At 30.7% G+C, this 13,340-nt stretch carries 9 protein-coding genes; 7 read left to right on the top strand and 2 right to left on the bottom strand.

The window, feature by feature from the left end; translation table 11 throughout:
• Positions 1 to 14 precede the first annotated feature (14 nt).
• From I6U51_RS15975 to I6U51_RS15965, 3 genes are read left to right on the top strand one after another with little or no spacing between them, the layout of a single operon-like run.
• Positions 15 to 1,004, top strand: coding sequence for a LacI family DNA-binding transcriptional regulator (locus tag I6U51_RS15975; RefSeq protein ID WP_211143589.1), 990 nt, complete (start codon positions 15 to 17; stop codon positions 1,002 to 1,004).
• A gap of 58 nt (positions 1,005 to 1,062) precedes the next feature.
• Positions 1,063 to 2,112 (top strand): aldose epimerase family protein, encoded by a 1,050-nt coding sequence (locus I6U51_RS15970; protein ID WP_211143588.1) that lies wholly within the window; start codon positions 1,063 to 1,065, stop codon positions 2,110 to 2,112.
• A 32-nt stretch (positions 2,113 to 2,144) separates the two neighbouring features.
• Complete coding sequence (locus I6U51_RS15965; RefSeq protein WP_211143587.1) at positions 2,145 to 3,248, top strand: ABC transporter ATP-binding protein; 1,104 nt, start codon at positions 2,145 to 2,147, stop codon at positions 3,246 to 3,248.
• Between the two features lie 76 nt (positions 3,249 to 3,324).
• Here I6U51_RS15965 and I6U51_RS15960 read toward each other — a convergent pair whose 3' ends face one another.
• Together I6U51_RS15960 and I6U51_RS15955 are read right to left on the bottom strand one after the other, a co-directional pair.
• On the bottom strand, positions 3,325 to 5,100 hold the full coding sequence (locus I6U51_RS15960) for a sensor histidine kinase (protein ID WP_211143586.1): 1,776 nt from the start codon (positions 5,098 to 5,100) through the stop codon (positions 3,325 to 3,327).
• Complete coding sequence (locus I6U51_RS15955; protein ID WP_211143585.1) at positions 5,085 to 6,671, bottom strand: response regulator transcription factor; 1,587 nt, start codon at positions 6,669 to 6,671, stop codon at positions 5,085 to 5,087. Before I6U51_RS15955 ends, I6U51_RS15960 begins: the two co-directional genes overlap by 16 nt.
• 368 nt (positions 6,672 to 7,039) lie before the next feature.
• On the opposite strand from I6U51_RS15955, the gene I6U51_RS15950 reads away from it, so the two are divergent.
• From I6U51_RS15950 to lacZ, 4 genes are all read left to right on the top strand, one after another.
• Entirely contained in the window at positions 7,040 to 8,353 is a 1,314-nt protein-coding gene (locus I6U51_RS15950; RefSeq protein ID WP_211143584.1) for an ABC transporter substrate-binding protein, read from the top strand.
• A gap of 122 nt (positions 8,354 to 8,475) precedes the next feature.
• A complete protein-coding gene (locus I6U51_RS15945; RefSeq protein WP_211143611.1) occupies positions 8,476 to 9,324 on the top strand; it encodes a carbohydrate ABC transporter permease in 849 nt (282 codons plus the stop codon).
• On the top strand, positions 9,321 to 10,139 hold the full coding sequence (locus I6U51_RS15940; protein ID WP_211143583.1) for a carbohydrate ABC transporter permease: 819 nt from the start codon (positions 9,321 to 9,323) through the stop codon (positions 10,137 to 10,139). Before I6U51_RS15945 ends, I6U51_RS15940 begins: the two co-directional genes overlap by 4 nt.
• 114 nt (positions 10,140 to 10,253) lie before the next feature.
• Entirely contained in the window at positions 10,254 to 13,277 is a 3,024-nt protein-coding gene (lacZ, locus tag I6U51_RS15935) for a beta-galactosidase, LacZ type (RefSeq protein ID WP_211143582.1), read from the top strand.
• Positions 13,278 to 13,340: the final 63 nt, after the last annotated feature.

Here is a 13,340-nt window from a genome sequence, read left to right as displayed (position 1 = left end):
AGTAGGTCATGTAAATGGCAACCATAAGGGATATTGCGGCAAAAGCAGGAGTTTCTATAGCTACTGTCTCAAGAGTTTTAAATTTTGATGAAACTATAAATGTTTCGGATGGTACAAAAAAGAAAATTTTTGAGATTGCTGAGCAATTAGACTACGTAACGCTTCGTGAAAGAAAAAGTAAAAAACAGGATTTTTTAAATATTGGAATTGTATATTGGTACTCAGATAAAGAGGAATTAGAGGACCCATATTATTTATCTATAAGAATGGGAATAGAAAAGCGATGCCTAGATGAACATATTTATTTTACAAGGGTTAACAAAGGCGATAAATATGATAAGCTGGAGAATTTAGATGGCATAGTTGCTATAGGTAAATTTGCAAACTCTGATATAGAAAAATTTAATATATCAACTAGTAATATAGTTTTTGTAGATTCATCTCCAAATGAAGAACTATACGATTCCGTAGTTATAGATTTTCGAAAAGCTGTAACAAGTGCATTAGATTATTTGATTTCACTAGGACATAAAGATATTTTCTATATAGGCGGAGAAGAATATATAAATGGTGGCAAGGACAAGGTAAAAGATTATAGAGAAGAAACTTATATAGATTATATGCAAAATATCGGTAGCTATAACAGCAACAATATGCTATTAGGAAACTATACTCCTGCTGATGGATACAGACTAATGAAGGAGGCACTGTCAAAAAAGAATCCACCAAGGGTCTTTTTCATAGCAAGTGATTCAATGGCTATAGGTGCATATAAGGCAGTAATTGAGTCTGGACTTAGCATTCCTAAGGATATAAGCATTATTGGATTTAACGATATATCTACAGCTAAGTATATGACACCTGCATTAAGCACTGTTAAGGCCTATACAGATTTTATGGGGGAAACAGCAGTTGATTTGATATTAGAGAGATTAAAAAGTGAAAGATCAATTAGTAAAAAGGTAGTCATACCGACAAAGCTTATAATACGAGAAAGTTGCTAGCGTATGGTATAAAAATTTTATTAAGAACAGATACTTATGAACTTGGGGGAAGTGTATTATGACAATTACAAGGAATTCTTTCGGCAATTTAGTAGATGGAACTGAAATACACATTTTTACTTTATCTAACAGTAAGGGAACAGAAGTCAAAATAATAAATTACGGTGGAATAGTGGTTTCTATTGTTGTTCCTGATAGAAATGGTAGGTTCGATGATGTTGTGCTAGGCTATGATAGACTAGAGGGCTATTTAAAGAATAGGCCATATTTCGGTGCAATCATAGGACGTCATGCCAACAGAATTGAAAATGCAGGTTTTGAAATTAATGGCATAGCTTATAATGTAACAAAAAATGAAGGGGAAAACCAGCTTCATGGTGGACTTATAGGCTTTGATAAAGTTGTGTGGCAAGCAGAGATAGTAACAAAAGAACAGGATGAATCCCTTCAACTTTCTTATACTAGTAAGGATGGCGAGGAAGGTTATCCAGGAAATCTTGACGTTAAAGTTACATATACATTAACTAATGATAATGCTCTTAAAATTGATTACTATGGAATTTCAGATAAGGATACAGTAGTAAACTTAACAAACCATTCATATTTCAATCTGTCCGGTCATAAATCTGGAAATATTCTAAAACATGAAGTAATGATTAATTCAGATAAATTTACAGTTAATGATAGATATAGTATCCCTACAGGTGAAATAAGGGATGTTAAGGGGACTCCTATGGATTTCACAAAGCTAACTACAGTAGAAGAAGGGATATTTACTGATTATGAACAGTTAGTATTTGGCAATGGCTATGATCATAACTGGGTATTAAACTCAACTAGAGAAAAGGCAGGAGAAGTGTTTGATCCAGCTAGTGGGAGAGTTATGGAGGTTTACACAACTAAGCCAGGTATACAGTTTTATACTGGAAACTATGTTGACGAGTCTGAATATTGCAAAGAGGGCGCTAAATACACTAAAAATAGCGCACTATGTCTTGAGACGCAATATTTTCCTAATGCTTTAAAACACAAACATTTTCCTTCACCAATATTAAAAGCAGGAGAAGAATATAATCATACAACTATTTATAAATTTTCTATAAGATAATAATATAATTAAAACACATGGGGGATTTTACTATGGCCAATTTATCATTAAAACATATCTATAAAATTTACTCAGGTAATGTTGAAGCTGTAAAAGATTTTAATCTTGAAATAGAAGATAAAGAATTTATAGTCTTTGTAGGGCCATCGGGATGTGGCAAGTCTACTACCTTAAGAATGGTTGCGGGTCTTGAAGATATATCAAAGGGAGAGTTATATATAGGGGATAAACTCGTTAATGATGTTGAACCAAAGGACAGAGATATAGCAATGGTATTTCAAAACTACGCACTATATCCACATATGACTGTATATGATAATATGGCTTTTGGACTCAAGTTAAGAAAAGTTTCAAAGGTTGAAATAAATAAAAAAGTTAAAGAAGCAGCTAGAATATTGGATATAGAACATCTTCTTGATAGAAAGCCAAAAGCTTTATCAGGTGGACAAAGACAAAGGGTAGCTATGGGAAGAGCGATAGTCAGGGAACCGCAGGTATTTCTTATGGATGAGCCTTTATCAAATCTTGATGCTAAGCTTAGAGTTCAAATGAGAACAGAAATATCAAAACTGCACAATAAATTGCAGACAACCTTTATATATGTTACACATGATCAGACAGAAGCCATGACACTTGGGTCAAGAATTGTTGTAATGAAGGATGGTATTATTCAGCAGGTTGACACTCCTCAGCAGATATATAATAATCCTATAAATATGTTTGTTGCTGGCTTTATTGGAAGTCCACAAATGAATTTTGTTCAGTGTAAACTAGAAGAAGCAGATGGAAAAGTATATATTAATTTTGATGAAGAGAGCATAATATTGCCCGAGAACAATGCAAAGATAGTTAAGGACAAGGGATATGTAGGAAAAGAAGTAGTACTTGGCATAAGGCCTGAAAATATATATGAAGAAGTAACTTCTGAAAGTGAAAATACGGTAATAGAGGCAAGGGTTGAGCTGACTGAACTTATGGGAGCGGAAACATATATTTATTTATCAAAAGGCAAAAGCAATATTACAGCAAAAGTAAGTGGGTGTTCGGAAGCTAAAATAGGAGAGAATCTAAAAATAACTTTAAATATAAATAAGATTCATATATTTGATAAAGATACAGAAATGACAATTCTATAAGAGATATAGAAATAAAGCCTAATTTATTTGGAGATTTCTTATAACATAGGAGGCATTTGGAAATTACTTGTGCCACCTATGTTATAATTAAAGGCAAATATATATTTATAGTAGTACCAATATTTATTTTACTATCAATAGTCACACCATATTCATTTCCATAAAGTAGCTTAATTCTATCATCTACATTTTTAATTCCGATACCTGTAAAATGCTTATGTTTAGAAGAAGGAGAGGAATACAGACTTGATACTTGTGTTTCATTCATGCCTTTACCATTGTCCACTATTTCGCAAAATAACTTATTATTTTTTTCAGATATAAATACGTGAATACGTCCTTCCGTATTTTCAGTAAAAGCATGGAAAAAAGCATTTTCAATAAAGGGCTGCAGTATAAGCTTTGGGATTTTATAATCATTACAGTTAGGGAGTACATGAAAATTCACCTTTATGTTATCTCCATATCTAGTTTCATTTATAAAAACATAATTTTTTAGATTCTCTATTTCTTGAGCTACAGTAATAGTTTCACTAGTTTCACTAATAGTATTTTGTAATAATGAAATAAAGGAATTTATAGTCTCACTAGACTTCTCTTTATCTCCCTTTAGAACCAACCATTTAATTGAAGCCAAAGTGTTGTAAATAAAATGAGGATTAATTTGCATTTGAAGCGCTGACAACTCAGCTTTTCTTTGATTTTTTTCAGCCTTCAGTAGCTTTTCTACATGATCACTTAATCCATCTAACATGTAGTTAAAGGAGTTACTTAGCTTTCGTATTTCCCAGCTTCCTTGTAAATTTATATGATTATTAAAGTTACCTTCAGTTATTTTGGACATTTCTTCTACTAATATCCTTAAGGGTTTTGTAGTCCTCCTTGTAACCATAAATAGTATTGAAACAGAAATAGCTATTATTATACTGCAAATAAAAATTACTTCTTTTATGCTATACATATCATTTAAAGCTTTATTTGTATCTATAATGTTAACTAAATAAAAATCATAAATAGGCATGTACTCTGCTAAGATAGTATAATGTTTTTTATTTAAATTCACATTTAAATATTTAAGGTTATCATTGTGTATTTTTTTAGCTTCATTAAGTAAGTTTTCATTATTAGTTCCAATAAGATCATGTTTGTTAGAAGAAAGGATAGTACCCGTTGAGGAAATCATTACAACGTCATTACCCTCCGTAGTGAAACTAGAATAGAGCTTATTAAACACACTTTCATGTATGATTACATATATCATACCAAACTGTTTCCTTGTATTTCGGTCCTGCAATACTTTGGTAGCTATAACACAATTATTATTTTTAGTTAAACTGGTAAAGCCGGAGTTACTATATTGATATAGCAACTTATCTGGAGCGTTAAGAGAGTTTAGGGTTATTTTATTTTTTTTAATCTCTTCTACAGGAGTGGTTAATAAGGCAGAACTTCCTATATAGGTGGAATTGTTAGTGCCAATTAACAAAAAATCAATATTTTCAGAGTCTAAAGATGATTCTTTAATTTTTAAATCTTGCTTAAAATTATATATTATATTAAACTGCTCTATTGGATTACAATCATATTCACTAAGGTATCTTCTAAAGGCCCAGCTGTCATTCACAGTATTTATAACATTTATGACTTTGTCATTTAAATCCGAAGAATTAGCTTGAATTTGTTTTAAAATCTTAGTGTTTGTTATACTAAAGTTATTAATAAAAAGTTTTTTTGAAATATTTATTATTGCGAAGGCTGTAATAACAGAAATGCTTATACTACTAATTAACATAATCAATGTTAATTTAAAAAATAAGCTATTGCTTTTTAATTTTTCTATAATCCTAGCCATGATTTTCCCTCTTTATGGTCTATAACATTTTTTCTGAATTTACTTGGTGTAAGTTTTTTAAACTTTTTAAATACTTTACAGAAATAACTGTGATCTGAATATCCCACCATAAAGCTTATCTCTGAAACTGGAATATCTTCATTTCTAAGCAATTCAGCTGCTTTATCCACACGGATTTTATTAAGATATTCACTAAATCCTTCTTTATTATGAGAACTAAAATAGGAGGATAAGTAGTAATAATTAAAGTGAAATTTATCTGCTACCTGTTTTAAGGATAATTGTTCAGCATAGTGATTAGATATATATTCAATAATTTTATTTATCCTGTGATCGTTTAATCTACTTTGCTGATTAGCTAATAATTCATCTATATCTCTTATTATAATATCTAACAAAGATAACAATTCTTCCGTAGATTTAGTTTCGTCTATGCAGCGAAAATATTCGATCTTTGAATTATTCATTTCATCCATATTGAAATGAAGTTCATCTAAAATATTTATAATATTATACAAGGCATCTTGAAAAAGCGTCTTTAATTCAAATTCATTAAGGTTGTAATTTTTTATAGATGAGCACATATATTCCTTTAAATAATTTAAAGCTTTATCTATATTAAGCATGTATATTTGCTCAGAATAATGTTTGAAATCAAATTTCTCTTTTATTTTATTTTTAGGTAATTCTTCATAGGACATAATATTTTTATTTTCAAAGTAGAATTTATATCCAAACAATGGTTTGAAGTTATTTGTATATATATGTTCTAATTCATACAAGGAACTAAAAGTCTTACTTAACACAAAAAATATTTGTGGAATTTCCTTTGAAATCTTTAAAAGCATACTGTTTATTTGTTGTAAAACTTTATGATAATTTTCATTTTCAAAATTTATTATAATTAAAAACAAATCACTAGAAACATCTATTTCATAATATATTAAACCCTCTAAACAGTCTTTTGCAGAGTTAGATAAAATAGAGCGTAAAGATACAAGTTTAGTAGAATTTATGTTGGTTAGATTTTTTATGTTATCTCCTAGTAAAAGGAAAGAATCATAAGGAAAGTTGTTTAGGATAATTTTTTCATCCAATTCTTCATCAAAACCAGAAATTAATTTTGTTAGAAAGTGATGTATAGTTAAGTTAGCACTATTTTTAGATGGTGAAAATGTGAAATTAGGAATATTATTAGCGATATTTTTTAGAAGTAAAACCAGCTCCTCAGGATTTAATTTTGGTTTCAAAATGTAATCATTTACACCTAACTTAAAGGTGTCTTTAACATAATTAAAATCGCTGTAACTGCTTAAAATTACTATTTGTATTTCAGGATAGCTTGTCTTTATTATTTTTGCTAAGTCTACACCATCCATTACAGGCATAACCACATCAGAAATTATTATATGAGGCTTAAATTTTTCTATCAATTCTAAAGCTTCTTTTCCATTGGATGCTTCACCTACAATATCAAATCCCTCTTTGTTCCAATCTACTAAATGCTTTATACCTTGTCTTAATAGGTATTCATCATCTACTATTAAAATTTTGCATAAATTATAAAACAATATTAAATCCCCCAAAGTTATTTTGTAGAATTAGAGTTTTTTATTTAGGCATATGAAAAGAAATAAGAGACTAAATATGCGAGAATACTAGTCTATTATTTATTTGATTATGCCTTAAGTAGTATTATATAGTAATATTACAGTTATTTCAATTATTGTAAAGAGCATGTACATAAAATGTATATAAAAATAATTCTAAAATATTAAAAAAGTGCAAATTTTCTTTTAAGTAGGATTTTTCATGCTTAAAATAGCACAAATTTATGTAAACATATTACTACTTGGTTTTCCAATTTTCAGATAAAATAAGATTAAAGATGAGAGTAAACGTTTAATAAAGAAAACTAAATTTAGAGGGGGATTTTGAAATGAAATTCAAAAAGTTAATGGCTATGGCTGTAGCTGCTGTTGTAACCTTAGGGTTAGCGGGATGCGGACAAAGTAATTCACAAGGAACTTCTTCAACCAATAAAGATAGCGGAAATAAAAAAATCGTAATATGGGCATGGGATGGAAGTTTCAACATAGTTGCCGCTAAAGAAGCAAAGGCAATTTATGAAAAAGAACACAAAGGTGTAGATGTTCAAATAGTAGAAATGGCTCAAAAGGATATAGTTCAAAAATTAAATACTAACTTAAGTTCTAATACTTTATCAGGATTACCTAATATAGTTCTTGTAGAAGATTATAGAATTCAAAACTTCTTAAATTCTTATCCAGGTGCTTTTAAAGATTTATCTAGCAAAGTTAAGGCTTCAGACTTTATGGATTACAAGGTTAAAGCTAATAGCTTAGGTGGAAAACTCTATGGTTTACCTTTTGATTGTGGTTCAACAGCATTGTTTTATAGAACAGACTTAATAGAACAAGCTGGATATAAAAAAGAAGACATGCAAAATATAACTTGGGAAAAGTATATAGAAATTGGGAAAGCAGTAAAAGCAAAGACAGGAAAAGATATGTTAACTTTAGATCCTAATGATGTAGGACAACTAAGAGTAATGATGCAATCTGCTGGTCAATGGTACGTAAAAGATGATGGGAAAACTGTGAATTTAGCAGATAATCAAGCATTAAAAGAATCTATTAAAATATACAAACAAATGATAGATGCAGGCATAGTAAAACAAGTTTCTAATTGGGATCAATTTGTAGGTGCTTTCCAAAAGGGTGATGTTGCTTCTGTTCCAACAGGCTGCTGGATTTCAAGTTCAATAGTTAAATCCGAAGACCAAAGTAAAAAATGGGCAGTTGCTCCAATACCAAGACTAGGGGCAGTTCAAAACTCTGTAAATGCTTCTAACCTTGGAGGATCAAGTTGGTACGTTTTAGATAAGGTTGGAGATCCTGAGTTAGCAGCAGATTTTCTTGCTACAACTTTCGGTAGTAATAAAGACCTTATGAATACTTTAGCTGAAAAAATTAATCTTGTAAGTTCATTAAAAGCTTCTGCTACCCTAGACAACTATCAAAAACCTGTAGAATTTTACAATGGACAAAAAACACTACAAGATTTATCTAAATGGACACAACAAATACCTCCAGTAAACTACGGATTATACACATATAGTATAGAGGATATATTAACAGGAACAGTTCAATCAATAATTAAGAATGGTGCAAATATAGACTCAGCCCTTAAGGATGCTCAAAAACAAGCAGAAGCATCTGTAGTTAAATAATCTCTAATAATAAATGTAGATTAATCCTTTGCTAATTGATGTCTAGCAAAGGATTAATCTATAACAGGAGGTTTTGACAATTGGACACTAACAAAAAAGGTACATTATTTAAAAAATATGATATGGTCGGTTGGGGATTTACTCTCCTTAGCATAATTATAATAATTTCTTTTGTTTTTTATCCTATGATACAAGCTTTTATTACCTCATTGAGATCAGGTATGGGAAACAATATGAAATTTGTAGGAATTGAAAATTACAAGAGATTGTTTACAGATACTATATTTCAAAAAGCGGTTATAAATACCCTTATTTATTTAGTAGTGCAGGTTCCTATAATGATTTTATTAGCTCTGTTTATATCTGTACTTTTAAATGATAAAGCTCTTAAAGGAAAAGGGTTTTTTAGAACAGCAATATTTTTACCTTGTGTAACATCTTTGGTAGCATATTCTGTAATATTTAAAAGTTTATTTTCAAATGATGGTCTAATGAATAAAATTTTATTGTCTATGCATTTAATAAATTCACCAATACAATGGATTACTGATCCTTTATGGGCTAAAGTTACTATAATTATAGCTATAACTTGGCGTTGGACGGGCTATAACATGATATTCTACTTAGCAGGTTTACAAAATATTGATCCATCTATGTATGAAGCTGCAAAAATAGATGGAGCGTCACCAATTAAACAATTTTTTTATATTACTGTACCTCTATTAAAACCAATTATTTTATTCACAACTATTACCTCAACTATAGGCACTTTACAATTATTCGATGAAGTAATGAATATAACTGAAGGTGGACCAGGAAATGCTACAGTTACAATATCACAGTATATATATAACTTAAGTTTTAAATATAGCCCGAATTTTGGTTACGCAGCAGCGGTTTCTTATACTATTGTATTTATGATTGTTATATTATCATTAGTACAATTTAAAGTGGCAGGTGATGATAAATGAGAAAAATAATAAATTTAGCTAAATATATATTTTTAGTAACAGCATCTATTATATCAATTTTTCCTTTTTTATGGATGGTTATAAGTATGACAAACAAGTCAGTAGATATTACTAAAGGATCTCTAATACCAGGTAGTCATATTGTAGAAAACTTTAGAAATCTTTTTGCTTCAGATTTAAACTTTTCTATATCATTATGGAATTCTGCTAAGATAGCGGTTATAACTACAATACTAGCGTTAATTATATCTTCTTTAGCAGGATATGGCTTTGAGATTTATAAAAATAAGGTAAGAGATAGAATTTTTAATATACTATTACTATCCATGATGGTGCCTTTTGCGGCTCTAATGGTACCTTTATTTAAAATGTTTAGTAGTTTTAAGATTTTCGGATTAAATACTGCAGCAGCAGTAGTAATTCCTAGTATATCTACAGCTTTTTTAATATTCTTTTTTAGACAGAATACAAAGGCTTTTCCTAAAGATATTTTAGAAGCGGGACGTATAGATGGATTAAGTGAAGTTCAAATATTTACAAAAATTTATTTTCCTACAATGAAATCTACTTATGCAGCGGCAGCTATTATTACTTTTATGAGTAGTTGGAACAATTATATGTGGCCACTTATTGCTTTGCAAACACCAGAAAAAAGAACAGTACCTTTAATTATTTCCACTATGGGGTCCTCATACACTCCAGATTACGGAATGATTATGGCTGGAATTGTAATAGCAACTATCCCTACAGCGCTAGTATTCTTCTTCATGCAAAAACATTTTGTGGCAGGAATGCTTGGATCTGTTAAAGGATAGTTTAAAGGCATAATAATTTTTCAAAGAAAGAAATCAAAACATTTATTTTTGTATATATATTTACAAAGATAAATGTTTTTCTTAAATAACTATATATAATAAGGAGATAAATTTATGACTTTTAAGATTCCAAGTATAGATTGGCTTTCTGATCCATCAGTTTTTGCTGTTGGTAGAATTAAAGCCCATTCAGATCATAAATACTATTTAACAGAAGATGAATTAGCAACTGGAGAAATGAAATTAAGACAAAGTTTAAATGGTAATTGGAAGTTTAGCTTTGCATTAAATCCAAGCTCTAGAATTAAAGAATTTTACAAACAAGAATTTGATTGTTACTCATGGAAGGACATAACTGTTCCTGGACATATGCAGCTTCAGGGTTATGATAAACCACAATATATAAATACTATGTATCCTTGGGATGGACACAGCTGTCTAAGACCTCCAGAGATATCAGAAGAATATAATCCTGTAGGAAGCTATGTAAGGTATTTTACTTTGAAGGAAAATATGAAAGAAAAGCCTATATATATTTCTTTCCAAGGGGTAGAAAATGCTTTTTATCTTTGGTTTAATGGAAATTTTATAGGCTATAGTGAAGATAGTTTTACGACCGCAGAGTTTGATTTAACGCCATATATTAAAGACGGAGAAAACAAACTTGCTGTAGAGGTATATAAAAGATCTACAGGCAGCTGGCTAGAAGATCAAGATTTTTGGAGGTTTTCAGGTATATTTAGGGATGTGTATTTATATTCTATTCCTAAAACACATATACAGGACATTTTTGTAAAAACAGATTTAGATAAACACTACAAAAATGCAGTGTTAAAGCTAGACTTAAAAGTAAAAGGAGACTTCAATACTGTCATAGACTTAGAATTAAAGGATAAGAAGGGCAACTTAGTCGGAAAATCTAGAGGAAATGCTGTTTCAGAAAATATGTCTTTAGAATTACCTGTAAAGGAAGTAGAGCTTTGGAGTGCTGAAAGTCCTTATCTTTGCACTTTGCATATTGTTATTAGAGATAAAAAAGGTGAGATAGTAGAAATTATTCCTCAAAAGATAGGTTTTAGAAAGTTTGAAATGCTTGATAAGATTATGTGTATAAATGGCAAGCGTATAGTTTTTAAAGGAATAAATCGCCATGAGTTTAACTGCCGTAGAGGTAGAGCTATAACTAAAGAAGATATGCTTTGGGATATAAAATTTTTAAAACAAAACAACATAAATGCTGTTAGAACTTCTCATTATCCTAATCAAAGTTACTGGTATGAGCTTTGCGACGAGTATGGTATATATCTGATAGATGAGGTTAATTTAGAAACTCATGGGTCATGGCAAAAAATGGGCAAGGTGCAGCCGGATTGGGTCATTCCAGACAGCAAAAAAGAATGGCTAGATATTGTGCTAGATAGGGCAGTTTCTATGGTAGAAAGGGATAAAAATCATCCATCTATTTTAATATGGTCTTGTGGAAATGAATCTTTTGGTGGAGAAAATATATATAAAATTTCTCAGTATTTCAGGGAAAAAGATCCTTCAAGATTAGTACATTACGAAGGTGTATTTCAAGATAGGCGTTTTAATGAAACTAGCGATATGGAAAGCAGAATGTATGCTAAGGTTTTAGATATTGAAGAGTACTTAAGCAATTCACCAGAAAAACCTTATATAAGTTGTGAATACATGCACGCTATGGGAAACTCCTGTGGGGCAATGCACAAGTATGTGGAGTTAGAGGATAAATATGAACTTTATCAAGGAGGATTCATTTGGGATTATATAGATCAGTTTATAGTTAAAGAGGATAGGTTTGGACAAGAGTTTTTGGCTTATGGAGGAGATTTTGATGACAGACCAACAGATTATAATTTCTGTGGTAATGGTATAGTATATGCAGATAGAACACCATCTCCAAAGGCACAGGAAGTAAAGAAACTTTATCAAAATTTAAAACTTATCACAGATAAAAAGGGTGTTAAAGTTTTAAATAAAAACTTGTTTATAGATACCTCAGCCTATGTTTTAGAGTATTCTCTAGACTTTAATGGAGAAGAAATTTATAAAAATTTTATGCAGGTGTTAGTAAAAGCTGGAGATGAAAAGTATATTGAGTTAGGATTACCTGAAGCTAACATTCCAGGAGAATATGCAGTAAATACTCGTTTTAAGCTTAAAGAAGATGCTCTTTGGGCAAAAGCGGGACATGTAGTAGCATTTGATCAATATGTTTATTCCGTAGAAGGAATAAAAGCTCCGGAAAAGCTAGATAAACTTACTGTTATACATGGAGATATAAATATTGGGGTTAAAAATAAAGACTTTAGTGTGTTATTCTCAAAGCAAGAGGGTGGCATCGTATCCCTTAGATATGCAGGAAAAGAAATGATTACTCGTACACCAATGCCTATTTATTGGAGAGCCATGACAGATAATGATAAGGGGAATAACCATGGGTTCAGGTGTGGACAATGGCTGCAAGCAAGTATGTTTCAGCGATATTGTGATTTTAAGTTAACGGAAGAGGACTACAAAATTGTTGTAGAGTATACTTATGCATTACCAACAACTCCAGAAACAGAGGTGAAAGTTTCCTACACTACCTATGCTAATGGTGAAATTAAAGTAAGCTGCCACTATAAAGGTGTGAAAGGTTTGCCGGAACTTCCTATGTTTGGAATGAGTTTTAGACTATCTGCAGACTATGATACCTTTAAGTGGTATGGAAGAGGGCCAGAGGAAAACTATATAGATAGACTTCATGGAGCTGCCTTAGGTATCTTTGAAAAATCTGTGATTGAGAATGTTTCTAAGTATGCTGTGCCACAGGAAAGTGGAAATCATACTGGCGTAAGATGGGTTCAAATAAAAGATAAAAAAGGCTTTGATATAGAATTTGTTTATGAAAAGGAACCTTTTGAATTGGGAGTATCACCATACACAGCCTTTGAACTTCAAAATGCATTACATCACTATGAACTTCCAAAGGTGAACTACACCGTAGTAACTATTGCAGCGAAACAAATGGGAGTTGGTGGAGATGACAGTTGGGGAGCACCAGTTCATAACGAATATCTTATAGATTCATCTAAGGATATTCACTTTGAATTTATTATGAGAGCCTGCAAATAATCAAAGGCAGAAGAATAAAAAAACTCGTAAATAATATAGATAAATGTTCTTAAAAGTTGACTT

It is taken from the genome of Clostridium aciditolerans (assembly GCF_016316925.1).
In the GTDB taxonomy this organism is placed as follows: Bacteria; Bacillota; Clostridia; order Clostridiales; family Clostridiaceae; genus Clostridium_AM; species Clostridium_AM aciditolerans.
Note: the sequence above shows the minus strand (reverse complement) of the source record. Positions and strands in the feature narration are given on the sequence as shown.

What these genes read in the sequence shown, in the direction of transcription:
- I6U51_RS15975 (WP_211143589.1), top strand. Translation starts at nt 15, where the DNA reads ATGGCAACCATAAGGGATATTGCGGCAAAAGCAGGAGTTTCTATAGCT.
- I6U51_RS15970 (WP_211143588.1), top strand. Translation starts at nt 1,063, where the DNA reads ATGACAATTACAAGGAATTCTTTCGGCAATTTAGTAGATGGAACTGAA.
- I6U51_RS15965 (WP_211143587.1), top strand. Translation starts at nt 2,145, where the DNA reads ATGGCCAATTTATCATTAAAACATATCTATAAAATTTACTCAGGTAAT.
- I6U51_RS15960 (WP_211143586.1), bottom strand. Translation starts at nt 5,100, where the DNA reads ATGGCTAGGATTATAGAAAAATTAAAAAGCAATAGCTTATTTTTTAAA.
- I6U51_RS15950 (WP_211143584.1), top strand. Translation starts at nt 7,040, where the DNA reads ATGAAATTCAAAAAGTTAATGGCTATGGCTGTAGCTGCTGTTGTAACC.
- I6U51_RS15945 (WP_211143611.1), top strand. Translation starts at nt 8,476, where the DNA reads ATGGTCGGTTGGGGATTTACTCTCCTTAGCATAATTATAATAATTTCT.
- I6U51_RS15940 (WP_211143583.1), top strand. Translation starts at nt 9,321, where the DNA reads ATGAGAAAAATAATAAATTTAGCTAAATATATATTTTTAGTAACAGCA.
- lacZ (WP_211143582.1), top strand. Translation starts at nt 10,254, where the DNA reads ATGACTTTTAAGATTCCAAGTATAGATTGGCTTTCTGATCCATCAGTT.